The sequence below is a fragment of the Duganella kummerowiae genome (genome assembly GCF_053572355.1).
Genome location: NZ_JBKFEH010000014.1, coordinates 142,298 through 161,934 on the forward strand (window position 1 = coordinate 142,298; position 19,637 = coordinate 161,934).

Genomic DNA, 19,637 nt, shown 5'->3' on the forward strand with positions numbered 1-19,637 from the left:
TTACCTGACGCAGCTTAAATGTAGGCGGGCACCAAGCAGTGCTTGTGCTCGACGTGATATTCAAATTCTTCGCGGAATTGCTTGACGAAGGCCCGCACCGGCATCGCGGCGGCATCGCCCAGGGCGCAGATGGTGCGGCCCTGGATGTTGTCGGCGATCGAGTTCAGCATGTCCAGGTCCGACGGGCGGCCCTGGCCGTGCTCGATGCGGTGCACCATGCGGTACATCCAGCCCGTGCCCTCGCGGCAGGGCGTGCACTGGCCGCACGACTCTTCGAAGTAGAAGTAGGACAGGCGCTCCAGGGCCTTGACCATGCAGCGGGTCTCGTCCATGACGATCACCGCGCCCGAGCCCAGCATGGAGCCGGCCTTGGCGATGGAATCGTAATCCAGGTCGGTTTCCATCATCAGCTCGCCGCGGATCACGGGGGCGGAGGAACCGCCGGGGATCACGGCCTTGATCTTTTTACCGCCGCGCATGCCGCCGGCCAGTTCCAGCAGCTTGGCAAACGGCGTGCCCAGCGGGACTTCATAGTTGCCCGGCAGGTTGACGTCGCCCGAGATCGAGAAGATCTTGGAGCCGCCGTTGTTCGGCTTGCCGATGGCCAGGTACTTGTCCGCACCCATGTTCAGGATGAACGGGACGGCCGCGAAGGTCTCGGTATTGTTGATGGTGGTCGGCTTGCCGTACAGGCCGAACGAGGCCGGGAATGGCGGCTTGAAGCGCGGCTGGCCTTTCTTGCCTTCCAGCGATTCCAGCAGCGCGGTTTCCTCGCCGCAGATGTAGGCGCCATAGCCGTGGTGGGCGTGCAGCTGGAAGCTGAACTCGCTACCGAGGATCTTGTCGCCCAGGAAGCCGGCGGCGCGCGCCTCTTCCAGCGCTTCCTCGAAGCGCAGGTATTCCTGGAAGATCTCGCCGTGGATGTAGTTGTAGCCCACCGTGATGCCCATGGCGTAAGCGCCGATGGCCATGCCCTCGATCAGGGCATGGGGATTGTAGCGGATGATGTCACGATCCTTGAAAGTGCCGGGTTCGCCTTCATCTGTGTTGCAGACCAGGTACTTCTGGCCCGGGAACTGGCGCGGCATGAAGCTCCACTTGAGGCCGGTCGGGAAGCCGGCGCCGCCACGGCCGCGCAGCGACGAGGCCTTGAGGTCGGCGATGATCTGCTCGGGGGAGATTTTCTCTTCCAGGATGCGGCGCAGGGCGCTGTAGCCGCCGCGCTTCACGTAGTCTTCCAGGTGCCAGTTCTGGCCGTCCAGGCCGGCCAGGATGACCGGGTCGATGTGTCGGTTGTGGAGCGACGTCATTTCTTGAGTTCCTCCACGAGGGCGTCCAGTTTGTCGTTGGTCATGAAGCTGCACATGCGGTGGTTGTTCACCAGCAGCACCGGCGCGTCGCCGCAGGCGCCCATGCACTCGCCTTCCATCAGGGTGAACTCGCCATCGGCCGTGGTTTCACGGTAGTCGATGCCCAGCTTTTCCTTCAGGTGGTGCGCGGCGCGCTCGCCGCCGGACAGGGCGCACGGCAGGTTGGTGCACACGGTGATCTTGTGCTTGCCGACCGGCTTGAGGTTGTACATGTTGTAGAAGGTGGCCACTTCCTGCACGGCGATGGCCGGCATGCCGATGTAGTCGGCCAGTTCCTTCATGGTCTCGGGCGAGACCCAGCCCAGCTCCACTTGCGCGTGGGCCAGCGCGGCCATCACGGCCGATTGCCGCTGGTCGGCCGGGTACTTGGCCAGCTCGCGGTCGATTTTTTGATAACACTGCTCGGATAACATAATCTTTTCTGCCTCTCGCACTTAGCGGTCTATACTGCCGAACACGATGTCCTGGGTGCCGATGATGGTCACGGCGTCGGCCAGCATGTGGCCGCGCGCCATTTCATCGAGCGACTGCAGGTGGGCGTAGTCGGGCGCGCGCAGCTTCATGCGGTACGGCTTGTTGGCGCCGTCCGACACCAGGTACACGCCGAACTCGCCTTTCGGGTGCTCGACCGCGCTGTAGGCCTCGCCCGGCGGCACGTGGAAGCCTTCGGTGAACAGCTTGAAGTGGTGGATCAGCGATTCCATGTTGGTCTTCATGTCCACGCGGCTGGGCGGGGCCACCTTGCGGTTGTCGGTGATGACCGGGCCCGGGTTGTTGCGCAGCCATTCCACGCACTGCTTGATGATCTTGTTCGACTGGCGCAGTTCTTCCACCCGCACCAGGTAGCGGTCGTAGCAGTCGCCGTTGGTGCCGACCGGCACGTCGAAGTCCATCAAGTCGTAGACTTCATACGGCTGCTGCTTGCGCAAGTCCCAGGCGATGCCCGAGCCGCGCAGCATGGCGCCGGTGAAGCCCATGGCCAGCGCGTCTTCCGGCGACACCACGCCGATGCCGACGGTACGCTGTTTCCAGATACGGTTGTCGGTCAGCAGGGTCTCGTATTCGTCCACATAGGTGGGGAAGCGGCGCGTGAAGTCCTCGATGAAGTCCAGCATGGAACCCTGGCGGTTCTCGTTGAGCTGGGCGATGGCCTTGGCGCTGCGGATGATGGATGGCTTGTGCTGCGGCATGCTGTCCGGCAGGTCGCGGTACACGCCGCCCGGACGGTAGTAGGCCGCGTGCATGCGCGCGCCCGACACCGCCTCGTAGCAGTCGAACAGGTCTTCGCGGTCGCGGAAGCAGTACAGGAAAGGACCCATGGCGCCCACGTCCAGCGCGTGCGCGCCCAGCCACATCAGGTGGTTCAGGATGCGGGTCATCTCGTCGAACATGACGCGGATGTATTGCGCGCGCAGCGGCACTTCCAGGCCCAGCAGCTTCTCGATGGCCATCACATAGGCGTGCTCGTTGCACATCATGGAGACGTAGTCGAGCCGGTCCATGTAAGGCACGGATTGCAGGTAGGTCTTCTGTTCCGCCAGCTTCTCGGTGCCGCGGTGCAGCAGGCCGATGTGGGGGTCGGCGCGCTGGATGACTTCGCCGTCCAGCTCCAGCACCAGGCGCAGCACGCCGTGCGCTGCCGGGTGCTGCGGACCGAAGTTCAGGGTGTAGTTCTTAATCTCAGCCATTATTTGATCCCGTAATTTTCTTCGCGGATGACGCGCGGCACGTTTTCGCGCGGCTCGATGGTCACCGGCTGGTAAATCACGCGCTTCTGCTCGGGGTCGTAGCGCATTTCGACATAGCCCGACACCGGGAAGTCCTTGCGGAACGGATGGCCGATGAAGCCGTAGTCGGTCAGGATGCGGCGCAGGTCGTTGTGGTTCTCGAACAGGATGCCGAACATGTCGAAGGCTTCGCGCTCGTACCAGTTGGCGGCGCGCCACAGCGGCGTGACGGACTGCAGCAGCGGCATGTCGTCGTCCGGGCAGAAGGCGCGCACGCGCAGGCGCCAGTTGTGCTTGACGGACAGCAGGTGCACCACCACGGCGAAACGCTGGCCGTCCCAGCTGCCTTCACCATAGTTCAGGTAGTCGATGGCGGTCAGGTCGATCAGCTGTTCGAAGTGCAGCGACGGGTCGTCGCGCAGGGTTTGCATCACGGCGTAGTAGTCGGCGGCCTTGACCTCGATGGTCAGCTCGCCCAGCGCAAGGGTAGCGCTAACGCGTTCGCCCAGGGCGGTGCCGAGGGCGTTTTTCAGTACATCCAATTGTGTAGTCATAGTCAGTGGCGGCCCCGGTTAGCGTGCGATCGTGTTGGTCCGCTTGATCTTGTTCTGCAGCTGCATGATGCCGTACAGCAGAGCCTCGGCCGTGGGCGGGCAGCCCGGCACGTAGACGTCCACCGGCACGATGCGGTCGCAGCCGCGCACCACGGAGTAGGAATAATGGTAGTAGCCGCCGCCGTTGGCGCACGAGCCCATGGAGATCACCCAGCGCGGTTCCGGCATCTGGTCGTACACCTTGCGCAGGGCGGGCGCCATCTTGTTGCACAGGGTGCCGGCCACGATCATCACGTCGGACTGGCGCGGCGAGGGGCGGAACACGACACCGAAGCGGTCCATGTCGTAGCGGGCCGCGCCCACGTGCATCATTTCCACTGCACAGCAGGCCAGACCGAACGTCATCGGGAACATCGACCCGGTGCGCGCCCAGTTGATCACCGAGTCCAGCGAGGTAGTGACGAAACCTTCGTTTAATACGCCTTCAATAGCCATGGCTTATTCCCAATCAAGGGCACCTTTCTTCCAGATATACCAAAAACCGACCACGAATTCGGCGATGAACACCATCATCGTCACGAAGCCGCCCCAGCCCAGTTCGCGCATGGATACGCCCCACGGGAAGAAGAATGCCGTTTCCAGATCGAACAAAATAAAGAGGATAGCGACGAGGTAGTAACGCACGTCGAACTTCATGCGCGCATCTTCGAACGCTTCGAAGCCGCACTCATAGGGGGACAGTTTGACCGCGTCGGGCTTGTTCGGGCCCAGAATGTGGCCCAGGACCTGGGGCACGATGCCGACACCGAGGCCGACGAGGATGAAGAGCAGTACGGGGAAGTAATTTTCGAGGTTCACGATTGATGAGCTTCTCTTGGTCAGTTAACACGGCGCACTGCGGTGTCCTGCGGTGCGTTTTGACGTTCGCCCCAATCAGCGTAGACCAGGATCGAACGACACATCCTCGTAAAAAAGCCAGCTATGGTTACCACCTTCGCTGGCCTCTGATTTCTGGTGCCGACGACGAGACTCGAACTCGTACAGCTTGCGCCACTACCCCCTCAAGATAGCGTGTCTACCAATTTCACCACGTCGGCATTAAGGCCATTATTCTACTGTGTTTTCCCGCATTTGTTAATGCGTATTGCGGTAAAACAAGAAGAAAAACGATAAAACTACGATTCAGTTGAGATTAGTTCATTCTCATGTTATTTCGGGATGGCGCCTGCCGCGCCAGCCGGCGCTGCTTCGGGTGCCGACGATGCCGGTGCGGCCGCTGCCGGGGCTGCCGGTGCGGTAGTGGCGGGGATTGCGCCCGCGCCAGTAGTCGGGGCCGGTGCGGCCGGGGCAGCAGGAACCGCCTTCTCCATCACACCGCCGCTCACGCTGCCGCCGCCCTGATGGGTGGTCACGTAGGACAGGGCCAGGGTGGCGCTGAAGAACACCACGGCCGCGATGGCGGTCGACTTCGACATGAAGTTGGAGGAGCCGGTGGCGCCAAACAGGCTGCCGGAAGCGCCGGACCCGAAGGCCGCACCCATGTCGGCGCCCTTGCCGTGCTGCAGCAGCACCAGGCCGATAATGGCCAGGGCCGACAAAACCTGCACGATAACGATCAGATTGAACAAGGTGTTCATGTTATTCCATTCCCAGATTAATTAAGCTAACTACTTTGTATCGTTAAGTTTCCACCGCAGTGAAACCGGTTTATTACACGCGGCGATTAAGCCGCTTGTATGATGGCCAGGAAATCGGCCGCCTTCAACGCCGCGCCGCCGATCAGGCCGCCGTCGATGTCGGGCTGGGCCAGCAATTCCGCCGCATTGTCCGGCTTCATGCTGCCGCCGTACAGGATCTTCACTTCGGCTGCCACCGCCGCATCCCTGGCCGCCACGCCGGCGCGCAGCAACTGGTGCACTTCCTGCGCCATGGCCGGGGTGGCGGTCTTGCCGGTGCCGATGGCCCACACCGGCTCGTAGGCCAGTACGATGCGCGACAGGCCGGCGGCCGGCAGGGCTTCCAGCACGGCGTCCAGCTGGGCCGACACCACTTGCGCGGTGTGGCCGGCTTCGCGCTCGGCAAGGGTCTCGCCCACGCACACCACCGGGGTCAGGCCGGCGCCCAGGGCCGCCACGGCCTTCTGCGCCACCACGGCATTGCTCTCCTGGTGGTAGCTGCGGCGCTCCGAGTGGCCGACCAGCACATAGCGGGCGCCGAAATCGGCCAGCATGGCGGCCGACACCTCGCCGGTATAGGCGCCGCTGGCGTGCACCGACACATCCTGCGCGCCCCAGGCCACGGCCGTGCCCTGGAGTTCAGCCTCGGCCTGGGCCAGGTAGGGAGCGGGCACGCAGACGCCGCAGTCGGCGCCGGCCTGCGCATCCAGGCCGGCCAGGATGCCGGACAGCAGCGCGCTGTTGGCGCTGCGGCTGCCATTCATTTTCCAATTACCGAGTACTAGTTTGCGACGCATCGTGGAGGCCAGAATATGTAATAACCCGCTATTTTACCGTGCGGTCAGAAGGCCGGTCAAACCGGGTTGTTGTTAATTAGATTACCTGGAGCATGATCTTGCCCACATGGGCGCTGCTTTCCATCAGCGCATGGGCGGCGGCGGCCTTCTCCAGTGGGAACACCTGGTAGATCACGGGCTTGATCTTGCCGGACTCTATGATGGGCCAGACGCGCTGGCGCAGCTGGGCCGCGATGGCGCCCTTGAAGGCCACGGAGCGCGGCCGCAGGGTGGAACCGGTGACCGTCAGGCGCCGGCGCAGCACCTGGCCCAGGTCCAGGGTGGCTTTGGCGCCGCCCAGCAGGGCGATCACGGCAATGCGGCCGTCGTCGGCCAGGCAGGCGATCTCGCGCGGCAGGTAGTCGCCACCCACCATGTCGAGGATCACATCCACGCCACGGTCGTTGGTGAGCGACTTGACCACGGCGCTGAAATCCTCGGCCTTGTAATTGATGCCGCGCTCGGCGCCCAGCTTCTCGCAGGCGCGCGCCTTGTCCTCGCTGCCGGCGGTGGCGAATACGCGGTGGCCCATGGCCGTGGCCAGCTGGATGGCGGTCACGCCTATGCCCGAGGTGCCGCCCTGCACCAGCAGGGTTTCGCCGCCGGCCAGGCGGACCCGGTCGAATACGTTGCTCCAGACGGTGAAGAAGGTTTCCGGCAGCGAGGCCGCCTCCAGCATGGACAAGCCCTTGGGCACCGGCAGGCACTGGGCGGCCGGCGCCACGCAGTATTCGGCGTAGCCGCCGCCCTGCACCAGGGCGCACACGGCGTCGCCCTTCTTGAAACCGGTGCCGGCCAGATCGCCATCGATGATTTCGCCGGCTACTTCCAGGCCCGGCAGGTCGGAGGCGCCGGGCGGCGGCGCGTAGCTGCCCTGGCGCTGGAACACGTCGGGCCGGTTGATGCCGGCCGCGTGCACCTTGATGAGGAGTTCGCCGGCCTTGACGGCCGGGATGGGACGTTCACATTCCTGCAGCACCTCGGGCGAACCCGGTTGAGTGATTTCTATCGCGCGCATGTCACCCTTTCTGGAGAAAGGACGATTGTACGCCAGCCGGAAATTTGCTGCAGCGCGGCGGCAATTTCAGCGTTGGCCCTACTCAGCGTCAGGGCCAGGCGCGGGCAAGGCCGGGGCGCCGAAGGCAGTGCGCCTGCACGGCAAGGAGCGGCAACGACGCCATGCTCGCATCGAGAAAGGCGTTAGCTGCCGCCGGTGCGGGACTTTTGGGGCAGTGGCGTGTTCGGCTTCCACGCGGCCGACAGCGCCTGGCCCTCCTCGATCTGCTCCTGGGTCATGCTGCGCAGGATGGCGGCGCGCTGCTCGGCCGCATTGGCCGAGCCGCCGGCCGCCGCCAGGTTCCACAACATGTAGGCAATCACATTATCCTGGGGCATGCCGCCTATGTGGTAGCGGTACATCAGTCCCAGCACCTGCTGGGCCTCGGCATGGCCCTGCTCGGCCGCCTTGCGGAACCAGACCACGGCCTGCTTGTGGTCCTGGATCACGGCATTGCCCGTGTAATACATGGCCCCCACCACGTACTGGGCGTCGGCCTTGCCCTTGAGCGCGGCCTTGCGGTGCCATTCCAGCGCCTTTTTGTAGTCCTGCGGCACACCGCGGCCCATGTAGTACATCAAGCCCAGCAGATGCTCGGCGTCGGGATTGCCGGCATTGGCCAGGGGCGCGATCTCGCGGTAGGCCAGCTGGTAATTCTTGTTGTTGTAGGCGGTGGCGCCTTCGGCGAAGCCGGCCTGGGCTGCGTACTGGACGCCCAGCAGCAGGCCTATCGCTAATAATAGTTTTTTCATGTCGCGTCAGATTGGGTATTTCTCTCTTCTTGTTCCGGAGACCCCTCCGGTTCCCCTAACTGCTTGGTGTTTACTTCCAGCTGACCTTGCCCAGCCCATCCACTGTCACATCGCGGTTCAGGGGCTTGCCGTACACCGTGACCGAGCCCAACCCACTGAGGTTCAGCACGGCGTTGGCCCTGGCATTGACGGTGGCGTTGCCCAGCCCGCTCAGGTCCACGTTCACGGACTCGGCCTGGAACTGCTGGGCATTCAGGCCGCCCAGTCCGCCCAGGGTGGCGCGCAGCATCTTGCTGCGCCCGCCCAGCGTGATGTAGCCTGCGCCGCGCAGGTCCAGGTCCACGCTGTCATTCTCGCTGACCCACAGCTGCATGTTGCCGACGCCGCCCAGGTTGGCCTTGAGCCGCTTGTAGTCGCCGTTGAGCTTCATGGAGCCGGCGCCATCCAGGGTAAGCTCCAGTTCGTCGCCGCTGAAACCGTTGATCTCGGTGGTGCCCACACCTTCCGACACCACCTCGCGCAGCATGGGCAGCACCAGTTCGGCGCGCACCATGGCGTGGCTCAGCTTGAGGCCGCGTGCCTCGGTGTCCAGGTGCAGGGTGTCGCCGGCCTGCGAGGCGTTGACCTTGCCCGTGTAGCGCTTGTCCGTGATGATCACCAGCGCCGGCGAGGCGCCCTGGCGCAGCTTCAGGTCTATCATGCCGTCCAGCTTGACCCGCACCACGCGCGCATCGATGGAGCGCGTCTCGGTCAGGTTGTCCTCGGCGTTCGCGCGGCCAAACAGCGCGCAGAACGCGGCGAACAGCAAGCCAAATTGGAAAAATTTCGTCATAGTCGATTCCTCGTGTAGTTCTCTTCGCCATTAGCGGCCAGCGCGGCGTTTGGGACCGGCGCCGTGGCGGCTAATGTAGCAGCCCATGGCGGCGGCAGGCAATCGCCCGCCGCGTGTTATTGCACCAGAGCGGCTTTTTCCGCGGCGGACAGGCGCTTGGCGGCGACAACAACGACAGGCATGGCTTGATCGGCCTGGGCGGCTGCCACTACCGGGGTGCTGTAGGGCACCACGATTTCCGGTTGGGCGGCGGTGGCGTAGGCGGTGGCGCCGCCCAGCACGGCGACAGCGAGGAAGATGGCTTCCATGTTTTTAGCGATGTTCATGATGCGCTCCTTCGTATGCAGTGGGTATGTGATCACTATAGCGAAGCGCTTCCCTGCCCTCATCCGGATTGCGACGAACTGCAAAAAACGGCTACCGGGCGACACATAGCGGCGATTGGCCGACTTCCCTGAGCAGGCTTGCGCCATCCCAAGCCGGCTTGCGGCCAGGGCGGCAATACTGGGCATTTCCCCCAAGGAGACGCCATGCAAACAGCCGATTACCTGGACACCATCCTGCCATGGCCCGGTGGCGGCGACGCCCTGATTCCCTGGCCCCTGCCGCTGCCCGGTATCGTCATCCTGGTCCACGGCGTGAATTCGGACGGCGAGTGGTACGAGGAGGCCGAGCGCGGCCTGTGCGCCGGCCTGAACGAGCGCCTGCGCCGCCGTGACCAGGACTTGCTGTACGCCGGGCCGCAGGGCGGCCAACTGGCGCCGGTACGCTACGGCGCCGAACTGACCGGGGATGGCTTCATCAGCCCGCTGGTCAATCCCAACAGCTTCATCGACGACAGCGGCAGCCGCTCGCCAGTGATACGCTTCCGCTGGGGCTACAAGGCCAGCGCCGACGAACTACAGCGCTACGGCGCCGGCATCTACCTGAACGAGAACAACTACTGGGGCGGCGGGCCGTTCGCCAACGGCTGCAGCACCCTGCCCGATTTGTGGGGCAGTGGCTTGTCGGATGAACTGTTCCTGTGGTGGCAGGTGCAGCACATGAACCCGGAGCCGGGACGGCAGATATTTGACTGCCCGCCGCGCGCCTACTTCGTGCTGGCGGCTTACCGGCTGGCCAGGCTGGTGGAGTCCATCCGCCAGAAGCAGGCCGATGTGCCCATCACCATGGTCTGCCACAGCCAGGGCAATATGGTGGGAACGGCGGCCGCCTTCCTGGGCGAGCGCCTGCCGCCCGCCACCGATGGCAATGGCCGCAAGGGCGCCTGTGTGGCGGATAACTATGTGCTGTGCAATCCGCCCTACAGCCTCAAGCCGGACAACTTCATCGAAAACTGGAGCCAGGGAGGCATGCGCGACCGCCAGGGACGCACGGGACGTCAGACCCAGGCGGCGCGCGACGCCACACTGGGCGCCTTCTTCAACATCATACGCGAACGCTCGGCCCTGGCTACCGTGCAAACGGCGGCGCGCATCGACCAGGAGTGCGCCAACGAGCAGGCCGGTTTTACCACCACCTCCGATCGGGAACGCCATGGCTACCCGGCTGGCACCTCGTCCTATGGCCGGGTGACGCTGTACTGCAACCCGCACGACCAGGTGATTTCCGCCACGCCGGTGCACGGCATAGGCTGGTGCGGACTGTCCGACCAGCGTATGGACGGACGGCCCAGCGACATCGAACGCACCGGCGCGGCCGGGGTGCTGGTGCAGCGCGTGTTCGCGCAGGGCTTTGAAGTCGGACGGCAAGGGCGCTATCACTATTGGGACCATCACTGGCGGCGGCCCGAACGCGGCAGCAACGCATACTGGTATCCGGCCTCGAAACCGGCGCGCTTCGCGCTTGGACGGGCGATGGAAGCATCCCGCAGCTGGATAGGCAAGGCGGCCACCCTAGTCACTTCGCCGGTTCCGCTGATCCTGACCAGCGTCATCACCAGCCGCATCAACGCCACGCCGCCCGACGACTGGTCGGTACCGCTAGAGGCGCCGGATTTGCCGCAACCATTCCTGCCGCAATCCAAACGCCACGGCAACCGCAGCGACCAGTTCGACGAAGGCTACGACCCGCCCGGCCAGCAACGCAATATCCAGCGCCAGCGCAAGGCCGGCGCTGGCTATGGCGGCGTGCACGCCACCCCCGATGGCGGCACCGACCAGGCACTGGGCAGCGAAGCGGACGAAGCCTCGTTACGCTACGAGCACCACGCGATGCTGCGCATGAAGGCGCGGCGTGCCGGCATGGTCGCGCCGGGTGCGGCGGTAGTGGAGGAAGACCAGCCGGAAACCGCCAGCGCAAAGTACACCACATGGCGCGAGGCTGAGATAGAACGCGCGCTGCTCGCAGGAGCGGAAGCCAACGCCACCGACCATTCCACCATCCTCACCAACGACATGCACGCCCGCAAGGCGCTGGCCTACGACGTGGCGGTCGGCATCTGCACGATCAGCCAGCGCGACCTGCTGTTGCTGCGCAAGGCTGCGGATTGGCGGCTATTGAAAGACATAAAGCTGGCAAGCCACCTCCCGTTTTTCGAGCACTTTGATAATGGAACCATTGAAAAAAAGCCACTGCATGAGTGGGTGGTACTGAACAGTGAAGTGAAGATGCCGGAGAAGATCGCAGATCAAAGACAAAACCCACGTCAAAGCCAACGAGGCCATCCATGAAAACCACAGCGGGAATTCCAATGCAAACGTACTTCGCGGTCACGCTAATAGCACTCTTTCTCATTTTTCTTCTGGCGGCATGTACACCAGCCAAATTGAAGCCCCCAGTCCCCACGGCGGCATCGGTCGTGCCAGAAAAACCTTACCTGGCGCAGGTCGTAGGCGTTCAGTGGCTGAACCCGCTGCACCGCCGGGACTACTCCACCGAATGGGAGCTGCTATGGACGCTCGGCCTGGTCAAGCCCAATGTGGACGATGATATGGTCAAATCGCATCCGCATATTTTTTCCTCGATCAGAAACGTCGCTTCCATCGTGGCAGGGGACCAGGGCACAACGACCTTCGCCAACTATCAAAAAAGCTATTTCCACAAACTGACCTCGCTATTCCACGACATCTACTTCATGGACTCAAATTATTTTTATAACGCGCATTCGCTCAAGGACAGGAGCACCTGGCGTGAACTGGCAGGCATCCACGTGGAATACGCGCTCCCCGCCGGCAAGCTTGATGCAAAGGAGGCGCGCGATTCCATCCGCGATCGCATCATCGATGCATTTGAAATCGGAAACGTGCACCTCCCCACCACCTGGTCACGCTCCACCCCGCCGGACGTCAACGTCACCATGGGCGGCGCCAACGCCGGGTTCACGTCGCTCAGCCTGGCGCTGGACTACCTGAAAGCCCACCCCGCCGAAACCGTGTGGGTGCTGAACTGGGACGCCCCCAGCCGCCCGCTCGATGAACAGATCAACGAAAACCTGGTGCTGCTGGTGCTGGCCGGCCCCCAGTACGACACCAAGCGCGCCGCGCTGGCCTGGATAGGCTACCCTGCCAGCGGCGATAGCGCCGGCTACCCGGCCGATCACGCACTCCCCGGCCCGGTCCGCGCCTGGAGCGCCGTATTCGATGCCGCTGCCCGCAACGCCAACAAGCAGATAACCGACATAGGCTACGCCATCCACGACGCCGGCAATGCCTATCCCTCGTCCTCGGAACGCATAGGCCCGCTGGCGCAGGCCATCACCACGCTGCCGCCCCGGCTGGACTTCATGGCGCAAACCTTCAATACCTCCGCGCTGCTGGGCGACATGGGCGCCGGCAGCGCGCTGACCAATGTCGCCCTGGCCATAGGCTACGCCAACCACATGGGCAGGAACGTGATGGTGGCCGGCGCCACCGAAGCAGGCAGGCCGGTCGCGGTGATGGTGGTGCCGCCCGCCGTGGTACGCCCGATCCGGCCGGACCAGAAATGGTTCCGCGCCCGCGGCGCCAATTACGCCTACCTGCCCTGGTGGGGCATACGTCACGACGCGCCGCCACGCATGCAGGGCTTTTCCAACTAAGAGGACGTCTGAGCTGCCAGCGCCTGCTCCAGGAACTCCACGCACACCCGCACCTTGGCCGAATTGGCCAGGCGCTGCGGATAGACAGCCCACACATTGGCCTCCTGGCGGTACTCGGGCAGCACTTGCACCAGTTCTCCGCGCGCCAGGTAGGGCTGGGCGTCCCACAGCGAGCGCAGCACGATGCCGGCCCCGGCCACCGCCCACTGCACGGCGATCTCGCCATGGTTGGTGGACAGCGGCCCGGTCACCTTGACGGTTTCCTCGCGCCCGCTCCCGGCGCGCAGCCGCCACAGGCCGAATGGCAGGTCGCGCTCCTTGATGGCCAGGCAGCGGTGGCCGGACAGCTCGGCCAGGGTGCGCGGTGCGCCATGCTTTTTCAGATAGGCGGGTGCGGCGCACAGCACGCGCCGGTTGTCCATCAGGCGGCGCGCGATCAGCTGCGGCGCGATGTCGTCGCCTATGCGGATGTCGAGGTCGAAGCCTTCGCTGACGATATCGACCACGCGATCGAACACTTCGAAGCGTACCTGCAGCGCCGGATGGGCTGCCACCAGGCGCGCCACGGCAGGTGCGACGACGCGGCGGCCGAAACCGAAGCTGCTGCTGATGCGCAGTTCGCCGCGCGGCGTGCCGCGCCGCTCCACCACATCGTCGAACAACTGGTCCAGGTGGTCCAATATAGCCAGTGCGCGCGTGTACACCTGTTCGCCCTGCTCGCTGACAACCACGCGCCGCGTGCTGCGGTGGAACAGGCGCACGCCCAGCGCTTGCTCCAGGATGGAGATGCGCTTGCTGACCCAGGCCGGCGACATGCCCAGCTCCTGCGCCGCCCCGGCAAAGCTGGCGCGGCGCGCGGCCGTGACGAACACGCGCAAATCCTCGTTGTCGACCTTTTTATTCACGATTCGTGTTTTATGGATTTACATTACAGCCGATTATAAACGCCGCAGAAAACGCTATGCTGTCTCCATCACGACTACAGGAGCAGCCATGCAAGCCCACAGAATCGCCATCATCGCCGGCGACGGCATCGGCAAGGAAGTCATGCCGGAAGGCGTGCGCGCCGTACAGGCCGCCGCCAGGCTGTACAACATCCCGCTGGAATGGACCACCTTCGAGTGGGCCAACTGCGACTACTACCAACAGCACGGCCAGATGATGCCGGACGACTGGTTCGAGCAGCTCAAGGGCTACGACGCCATTTTCTTCGGCGCGGTGGGCTGGCCGGACACGGTGCCCGACCATATCTCGCTGTGGGGCTCCCTGATCAAGTTCCGCCGCCACTTCGACCAGTACATCAACCTGCGCCCGGTGCGCCTGATGCCGGGCGTGCCCTGCCCGCTGGCCAACAAGCAGCCGGGCGACATCGATTTCTACATCGTGCGCGAGAATACCGAAGGCGAATACTCGTCCGTGGGCGGCCGCATGTTCGAAGGCACGGAACGCGAGTTCGTGCTGCAGGAAGCGGTGTTCACCAAAACCGGCGTGGACCGGGTGCTGAAGTTCGCCTTCGAGCTGGCGCAAAGCCGGCCGAAAAAGCACCTGACCTCGGCCACCAAGTCGAACGGCATCTCGATCAGCATGCCGTATTGGGACGAGCGGGTCGAAGCCCTGTCCAAGGATTACCCCGGCGTGCGCTGGGACAAGTACCACATCGATATCCTTGCGGCGCGCTTCGTGCTGTCGCCCGAGCGCTTCGACGTGGTGGTGGCCTCCAACCTGTTTGGCGACATCCTGTCCGACCTGGGCCCGGCCTGCACCGGCACCATCGGCATCGCGCCCTCGGCCAATATCAACCCGACCCGCGAACTGCCGTCCATGTTCGAGCCGGTGCACGGCTCGGCGCCCGACATCTACGGCAAGAACATCGCCAACCCCATCGGCATGATCTGGACCGGCGCCATGATGCTGGACTTCCTCGGCCACCGCGCCGCGCACGACGCCATCCTGGCCGCCATCGAGCGCTCGCTGGTGTCGGGGCCGCGCACGCCGGACCTGGGCGGCACGGCCAGCACCACCGAGGCCGGCCAGTACATCGCCGCAGCCATCCAATAATCGGCGCAGGCCGCCACCACTCCACCCGGGACCGGCACACCAAACACCAGCCCGGCGGTGGCTGACGCGCCCATCACCAGCCCGTCACCAGCCCATCAGGCGGCGCAGCTGCGGCGCCAGTTCGGCCGCCATGGCCGCGTGCTGGGCCAGCGTGGGATGGTCGTCGCCGCCCTCGCCCGGCTGGCGCGAGGAATCCACCGCGTAAATGCGGCCGTCGCCCGCGCGGCGGATGGCTTCGGCGATGTACCCGCGCAGCGTCTCCTTTTGCGCGCCTTCCAGGATGGAGCCTTCGGTCAGCGCGATGCGCGCCTGCGGATGGTCGGCGCGCAGCTGGCGCAGCAGCCGCACGTAGGCTCCCACATAGCGCTCGCGCTCCGGCACACCCGGCGCGAAATCGTTGGTGCCGATGGCGACCAGGATCAGGTCGGGGTGGTAGCGCGACTGGTCCCACGGCACCGGGCTGGCCTTCTCGGCCACGGCCAGCTGGTAGTAGTCTTCCAGGTTGAGGGCGTCGGTCTTGTTGTCCCAGGTGCGCACCAGGCCACGGCCGCCATAGCACACCAGCTGCACCTGGGCCTGCAGCGCCTTGGCCACCAGCATGCCGTAGGACAGGCGCGCATTCCACCACGAGGCTTCCTTCTTGCCGTGCGGTTGGCGCTCGGCGGCCTCGCCGCAGGTGACGGAATCGCCCAGCACGGCCAGCTTGCGCTGCGGGAGCGCGGGCGGCGCCACCAGCTTGCCGTCCGTGTTGAAGCCGGCCACGGTGACGGCGCCAAAGCGGGTCTCGGTGCGGTTGACGATTTCGACACTGTGGTGTCCCGGTGCGGCGCCGTCCAGCAGCGGCACGGCCTGCATGCCGGCCGCGATGCGGAAGGTGCGCGGTGCGCCGCCATCCACGATCACGTCCACGTAGTTCTGGCCGCGCGCCCCGGCCGCGTTCATGGACAGGCGCGTGCCCTCCACGTTCACGAACAGGCTCACGCCGGGATAGGCGAAGCGCAGCGCGCCATCGGGCAAGATCTGGGTACGGCCCATCACGGCGACGCGGCTGTCGCCGGCCGCCACGGCAACCGGCATGGCGGCCGGCGAACCGGCGGCCGGCGAACCGGCGGCCGGCGAACCGGCGGCCGGCACGCCGGCGGCCGGCGAACCGGCGGCCGGCACGCCGGCGGCCGGCACGCCGGCGCCGGCCAGCGCCGCCAGACGTCCCGCGTAATCCTTGACCAGCGCCAGCGTGCCGGCGTCGCTGTCGAACACGGAATACAGGCCCTGCTCTTCCTGTGGCGGATCACCGAGGAAATCGTCGCCCGGCTTCCACCAGTAGTCGGCATGGGCGGCCCGGCCTGCGCCGCCCCAGGCCCAGAAGTTGAAGCCGGCGATGGGATCGCCCCTGGCGGCGCGGCTGCTGACGATATCGAACACCTCGCGGTAGAACCGGTCGCGGATGGTGGTGCCGGCCTTGGGACTGAACGCGCCGCCATCGCGGTCCAGGCCGAATTCCTCCAGCACGATGGGCTTGCCGAGCTGGCGCGCCAGGTCGATGTGGCGGCTCAGGTAGTCGCGGCTTTTGGCGATCGCGCCGTCCCAGGTGGCGGCCGGATTGCCGGTATCGAACCAGCCCCAGTTCTTCGGCCACAGATGATAGGTCAGGTAATCGATGTGCGCGCTGCGGTGGGCGTCCAGGTACAGCTGCGCGTCCTGGGCGGAGCCGGCCAGGCCCTCGCTGCCGCTGCTGACCAGGTGGTTGCCGTCCAGGCTGTGGATGTAGCCGGCCGTGTCGGCTATCCATTGCACGTACACGGCCTTGTCCCCGGCCGTGGCCTGGCCGTTGCCGGGACGCGGCTCGTTGGCCAGTTGCCAGGACAGGATGGCCGGGTCGTCCGCATAGCGCTTGCCGCTGACGGTATTGACGCGCCCGGCCAGCATGGCGATCGCCTTGCGGTATGCGGCCTGCGCCGCCGCGCTGCGGTAGAAGGCGGCGGTCTTTTGCATGTAGCCGTTGTAGTCGCGGCTCACGTTGGGATCGATGGCGGGCGGGCCCTCGGCCCAGTTCAGGTACTGCGTCATGCCGCCCGACCATTGCCAGAAATTGTTCAGGTAAAGCACCACCGTCATGCCGCGCCTGCCCGCTTCCGCCATCAGCAAGTCCAGTCCGCGCAGCAGCCGTTCATCGTACTGGCCCGGAGCGGACATGGTGGCGGGACGCACCGCGCTGTCCATGCGCGTGGCTTCGGACATGGCCAGCACGCGCAGGTTGTTCACGCCGATGGACTGCAGCCGGTCCAGTTCCGTCATCAGGCGGGCGGGATCGCTGGCGCCCAGGTGGCCGCCGTACCACAAGTTGGCGCCGGCGACGGTGTAGAGGCGGCCCTGGCGCGAAAAATGGCTGTCCCTCACGGTGACGAAATCCGGCGAGGCCGGCGCCGCGGCCGCCATGCCGCATGCACTGAGCAGCGCGATTACTGGTATCGGGTACGAACGCTTCATCTCAAACGGTCTCCTTGGTTGGCGTGGCATCAGCATGATAGTGCATGCGCCGCTGTCACATCCCTGTCATATCGCTGGTCTACCATCGCCGGCTCCAATAACTATGACTCTGCAAGCCAGGACTCCATGCGCTTCCACTCTCCCGCCAGCCCTCTTCCCCGCGCCACCCGTTTGCACCTTGCCCTCGTTGCGGCAGGCCTGTGCGCCGGCGTGTTACAGCCATCCCACGCCGAATCCGCCGACGACGCCAACCTCGGCCCCCTGTCGCAAGTCGTGGTGAAAGCCACGGCGGAAAAGAAAACCCTGGGCGACAGCATCAGCGGCGGCGCCCTGGGCCGCCGCGCCGCGCTCGATACGCCCTTCTCCACCAAGGCCGTCAGCAGCGACGAAATCGAGGACCGCCTGGCCACCGGCGTGGCCGAAACCCTGAAGTACGACGCCTCGGTGACCGCCATCAGCCCCGCCATCAGCACCCACCCGGCCACCATGCAGATGCGCGGCCTGCGCCTGGATGACCTGAACGGCTACAAGGTGGACGGCCTGGCCGCAGTCAACCGCGGCAGCGAGCTGCCGCTGGAAATGTTCGAGAGCGTGGAAGCGCTGAAAGGCTTGTCCGGCTTTATGTATGGCTTCGGTTCCCCGGGCGGCATCATCAACTACGTCAGCAAGCGCCCCACCACCGACAAGAGCTTCGCGGCGGCCGTAGGCTACCAGCAGGGCGGCGCCTTCAAGGAGCAGATCGACACCGGCGGCCGCCTGGGCGAGGAAGGCGGCTTCGGCTACCGCCTCAACCTGGTGCATGAAGACGGCGACGTGGCCGAGGAAAGCGGGCAAATCAACCGCAACGCGGCCGGCCTGAACCTGGAGTGGCGCGTCAGCAAGGACCTGGCCCTGACCTACGACGGCATCTACCAGCGCCGCAAGACCGTGGGCGGCACCGACGTGGTGATCAACACCACCAACGCCATGCCGCGCCCCATCGACGGCGAAAGCAAATTGAACAGCATAGGCGCCGGCAGCGACGTCGAATTCAACCTGCAGACCGTGGGCCTGGACTACCGCTTCGCGCCCGACTGGACCGCCAGCCTGTCCTACCGCACCTCGGAATCGATACGCGTGTACAAGAAGGACCAGTACTACATCACCAGCAACGCCGGCGATTACCGCGACCGCGTCACCTCCGAATACCACGGCTACCGCTTCGAACAAAGCCAGGCCATGGTACAGGGCAAGTTCGCCACCGGCGCCGTGGGCCATGAAGTGGTGGCCGGCGTGATGAGCCAGGAGCTGGTGTCCACCTCCTCCGTGACCACGCCCAAGACCTACTTGGGCACCGGCAACCTGTACTCGCCCAACATCCTGACCGTGTACGGCATCAACTACAGCGGCGGCACCTACGACGACGAAAAGACCACCCAGGACGCGGTGTTCGTGGCCGACACCCTCAAGTTCGGCGAACAATGGTCGCTGCTGGGCGGCCTGCGCTACACCCGCTTCAAGGACACCGCCTGGGACGCCAAGGGCAAGGTCAGCGCCTACTACCCGGCCAACAAGACCACCCCCACCGTGGCATTGATGTACAAGCCGGCCGCCGACACCTCGCTGTACGCCAGCTACGTGGAAGCCCTGGAGCAGAGCGCCAGCGCGCCGGACAACACCGTCAACGCCAAGCAGGTGTTCGCGCCCATCAAGAGCAAGCAGGCCGAGATCGGCGTAAAAACCGAGCGCGCCCTGTGGAACGCCAGCGCCGCCCTGTTCCGCATCCAGCGCGGGGCCCAGTACACCAACGCGGCCAACTATTACGTGCTGGACGGCGAGACCCGCTACCAGGGCCTGGAACTGAACAGCGTGGTGCAGGCCGCGAAGAACCTGTCGGTCGAGGGCGGCCTGATGTTCCTGGACGCCACCCTGGAAGACGCGGCGCCGGCCGTGGTGGGCAAGCGCGCCATCGGCGCCCCGCGCCGCCAGGCCTCGCTGCAGGCCACCTGGCGGCCGGAAGGCCTGGCCGGCCTGGCGCTGCACGCCGGCACCCAGTACCTGGGCGAACTGGCCATGGACGCAGCCAATGTGCACACCCTGTCCGGCGTGACCCTGTTCGACGCCGGCTTCAACTACCGTGCGCGCATGGGCGGCAAGATGGTCAGCATCCGCGCCAACGTGGCCAACATCGCCAACCGCAAATACTGGACCTATTACCAGGAAAACTACCTGAACGTGGGCGCGCCGCGCACCGCCAGCCTGAATGTTCGCGTAGACTTCTGAGCCATCCC

General features: G+C 65.1%; 18 protein-coding genes and 1 tRNA gene. 4 read left to right on the forward strand and 15 right to left on the reverse strand.

All coding sequences use genetic code 11. The annotated features are described in order from the left end of the window. Window positions 1-14: 14 nt before the first annotated feature. The 13 genes from nuoF to ACLB1G_RS18930 form a co-directional block, all read right to left on the reverse strand. A complete protein-coding gene (gene nuoF / locus ACLB1G_RS18870) occupies window positions 15-1,310 on the reverse strand; it encodes an NADH-quinone oxidoreductase subunit NuoF (RefSeq protein WP_491628778.1) in 1,296 nt (431 codons plus the stop codon). Beyond that, complete coding sequence (nuoE, locus tag ACLB1G_RS18875; RefSeq protein ID WP_491628779.1) at window positions 1,307-1,783, reverse strand: NADH-quinone oxidoreductase subunit NuoE; 477 nt, start codon at window positions 1,781-1,783, stop codon at window positions 1,307-1,309. Before nuoE ends, nuoF begins: the two co-directional genes overlap by 4 nt. 21 nt (window positions 1,784-1,804) lie before the next feature. Beyond that, window positions 1,805-3,058, reverse strand: a complete 1,254-nt coding sequence (locus ACLB1G_RS18880) for an NADH-quinone oxidoreductase subunit D (protein ID WP_491628780.1) — start codon at window positions 3,056-3,058, stop codon at window positions 1,805-1,807. Further along, window positions 3,058-3,651: an NADH-quinone oxidoreductase subunit C gene (locus tag ACLB1G_RS18885; RefSeq protein ID WP_491628781.1), complete on the reverse strand. Its 594-nt coding sequence runs from the start codon at window positions 3,649-3,651 to the stop codon at window positions 3,058-3,060. Before ACLB1G_RS18885 ends, ACLB1G_RS18880 begins: the two co-directional genes overlap by 1 nt. Window positions 3,652-3,669: 18 nt before the next feature. Next, window positions 3,670-4,146: a NuoB/complex I 20 kDa subunit family protein gene (locus tag ACLB1G_RS18890; protein ID WP_491628782.1), complete on the reverse strand. Its 477-nt coding sequence runs from the start codon at window positions 4,144-4,146 to the stop codon at window positions 3,670-3,672. A gap of 3 nt (window positions 4,147-4,149) precedes the next feature. Beyond that, the gene (locus tag ACLB1G_RS18895) at window positions 4,150-4,509 is read right to left on the reverse strand and encodes an NADH-quinone oxidoreductase subunit A (protein WP_491628783.1); all 360 of its coding nucleotides are present in this window, start codon (window positions 4,507-4,509) and stop codon (window positions 4,150-4,152) included. A 154-nt stretch (window positions 4,510-4,663) separates the two neighbouring features. Beyond that, window positions 4,664-4,748, reverse strand: a tRNA-Leu gene (locus tag ACLB1G_RS18900). 111 nt (window positions 4,749-4,859) lie between these two features. After that, on the reverse strand, window positions 4,860-5,288 hold the full coding sequence (gene secG, locus ACLB1G_RS18905) for a preprotein translocase subunit SecG (RefSeq protein ID WP_491628784.1): 429 nt from the start codon (window positions 5,286-5,288) through the stop codon (window positions 4,860-4,862). An 86-nt stretch (window positions 5,289-5,374) separates the two neighbouring features. Next, window positions 5,375-6,124 (reverse strand): triose-phosphate isomerase, encoded by a 750-nt coding sequence (gene tpiA, locus ACLB1G_RS18910; RefSeq protein WP_491628785.1) that lies wholly within the window; start codon window positions 6,122-6,124, stop codon window positions 5,375-5,377. 76 nt (window positions 6,125-6,200) lie between these two features. Further along, the gene (locus ACLB1G_RS18915; protein WP_491628786.1) at window positions 6,201-7,181 is read right to left on the reverse strand and encodes an NAD(P)H-quinone oxidoreductase; all 981 of its coding nucleotides are present in this window, start codon (window positions 7,179-7,181) and stop codon (window positions 6,201-6,203) included. A 182-nt stretch (window positions 7,182-7,363) separates the two neighbouring features. After that, window positions 7,364-7,972, reverse strand: coding sequence for a tetratricopeptide repeat protein (locus ACLB1G_RS18920; protein WP_491628787.1), 609 nt, complete (start codon window positions 7,970-7,972; stop codon window positions 7,364-7,366). A gap of 70 nt (window positions 7,973-8,042) precedes the next feature. Continuing rightward, entirely contained in the window at window positions 8,043-8,804 is a 762-nt protein-coding gene (locus ACLB1G_RS18925) for a GIN domain-containing protein (RefSeq protein ID WP_491628788.1), read from the reverse strand. A 116-nt stretch (window positions 8,805-8,920) separates the two neighbouring features. Further along, window positions 8,921-9,130 carry a hypothetical protein gene (locus tag ACLB1G_RS18930; protein WP_491628789.1) on the reverse strand — a complete coding sequence of 70 codons (210 nt, stop codon included), beginning with the start codon at window positions 9,128-9,130 and terminating at the stop codon, window positions 8,921-8,923. 204 nt (window positions 9,131-9,334) lie between these two features. On the opposite strand from ACLB1G_RS18930, the gene ACLB1G_RS18935 reads away from it, so the two are divergent. Beyond that, entirely contained in the window at window positions 9,335-11,476 is a 2,142-nt protein-coding gene (locus ACLB1G_RS18935; protein WP_491628790.1) for a T6SS effector phospholipase Tle3 domain-containing protein, read from the forward strand. A gap of 128 nt (window positions 11,477-11,604) precedes the next feature. After that, window positions 11,605-12,822 carry a hypothetical protein gene (locus ACLB1G_RS18940; protein WP_491628791.1) on the forward strand — a complete coding sequence of 406 codons (1,218 nt, stop codon included), beginning with the start codon at window positions 11,605-11,607 and terminating at the stop codon, window positions 12,820-12,822. Here the strand turns inward: ACLB1G_RS18940 and ACLB1G_RS18945 are convergent. Then, window positions 12,819-13,727, reverse strand: coding sequence for a LysR substrate-binding domain-containing protein (locus ACLB1G_RS18945; protein ID WP_491628792.1), 909 nt, complete (start codon window positions 13,725-13,727; stop codon window positions 12,819-12,821). The genes ACLB1G_RS18940 and ACLB1G_RS18945 overlap by 4 nt on opposite strands. 88 nt (window positions 13,728-13,815) lie before the next feature. Between ACLB1G_RS18945 and ACLB1G_RS18950 the strand changes: the two genes are divergently transcribed. Next, a complete protein-coding gene (locus tag ACLB1G_RS18950) occupies window positions 13,816-14,880 on the forward strand; it encodes a tartrate dehydrogenase (RefSeq protein ID WP_491628793.1) in 1,065 nt (354 codons plus the stop codon). 84 nt (window positions 14,881-14,964) lie between these two features. Here ACLB1G_RS18950 and ACLB1G_RS18955 read toward each other — a convergent pair whose 3' ends face one another. Beyond that, entirely contained in the window at window positions 14,965-17,367 is a 2,403-nt protein-coding gene (locus tag ACLB1G_RS18955; RefSeq protein WP_491628794.1) for a GDSL-type esterase/lipase family protein, read from the reverse strand. A 210-nt stretch (window positions 17,368-17,577) separates the two neighbouring features. Between ACLB1G_RS18955 and ACLB1G_RS18960 the strand changes: the two genes are divergently transcribed. Beyond that, on the forward strand, window positions 17,578-19,629 hold the full coding sequence (locus ACLB1G_RS18960) for a TonB-dependent siderophore receptor (protein WP_491628795.1): 2,052 nt from the start codon (window positions 17,578-17,580) through the stop codon (window positions 19,627-19,629). Window positions 19,630-19,637 lie beyond the last annotated feature (8 nt).

What these genes read in the sequence shown, in the direction of transcription:
- nuoF (WP_491628778.1), bottom strand. Translation starts at nt 1,310, where the DNA reads ATGACGTCGCTCCACAACCGACACATCGACCCGGTCATCCTGGCCGGC.
- nuoE (WP_491628779.1), bottom strand. Translation starts at nt 1,783, where the DNA reads ATGTTATCCGAGCAGTGTTATCAAAAAATCGACCGCGAGCTGGCCAAG.
- ACLB1G_RS18880 (WP_491628780.1), bottom strand. Translation starts at nt 3,058, where the DNA reads ATGGCTGAGATTAAGAACTACACCCTGAACTTCGGTCCGCAGCACCCG.
- ACLB1G_RS18885 (WP_491628781.1), bottom strand. Translation starts at nt 3,651, where the DNA reads ATGACTACACAATTGGATGTACTGAAAAACGCCCTCGGCACCGCCCTG.
- ACLB1G_RS18890 (WP_491628782.1), bottom strand. Translation starts at nt 4,146, where the DNA reads ATGGCTATTGAAGGCGTATTAAACGAAGGTTTCGTCACTACCTCGCTG.
- secG (WP_491628784.1), bottom strand. Translation starts at nt 5,288, where the DNA reads ATGAACACCTTGTTCAATCTGATCGTTATCGTGCAGGTTTTGTCGGCC.
- tpiA (WP_491628785.1), bottom strand. Translation starts at nt 6,124, where the DNA reads ATGCGTCGCAAACTAGTACTCGGTAATTGGAAAATGAATGGCAGCCGC.
- ACLB1G_RS18915 (WP_491628786.1), bottom strand. Translation starts at nt 7,181, where the DNA reads ATGCGCGCGATAGAAATCACTCAACCGGGTTCGCCCGAGGTGCTGCAG.
- ACLB1G_RS18920 (WP_491628787.1), bottom strand. Translation starts at nt 7,972, where the DNA reads ATGAAAAAACTATTATTAGCGATAGGCCTGCTGCTGGGCGTCCAGTAC.
- ACLB1G_RS18925 (WP_491628788.1), bottom strand. Translation starts at nt 8,804, where the DNA reads ATGACGAAATTTTTCCAATTTGGCTTGCTGTTCGCCGCGTTCTGCGCG.
- ACLB1G_RS18930 (WP_491628789.1), bottom strand. Translation starts at nt 9,130, where the DNA reads ATGAACATCGCTAAAAACATGGAAGCCATCTTCCTCGCTGTCGCCGTG.
- ACLB1G_RS18935 (WP_491628790.1), top strand. Translation starts at nt 9,335, where the DNA reads ATGCAAACAGCCGATTACCTGGACACCATCCTGCCATGGCCCGGTGGC.
- ACLB1G_RS18950 (WP_491628793.1), top strand. Translation starts at nt 13,816, where the DNA reads ATGCAAGCCCACAGAATCGCCATCATCGCCGGCGACGGCATCGGCAAG.
- ACLB1G_RS18955 (WP_491628794.1), bottom strand. Translation starts at nt 17,367, where the DNA reads ATGAAGCGTTCGTACCCGATACCAGTAATCGCGCTGCTCAGTGCATGC.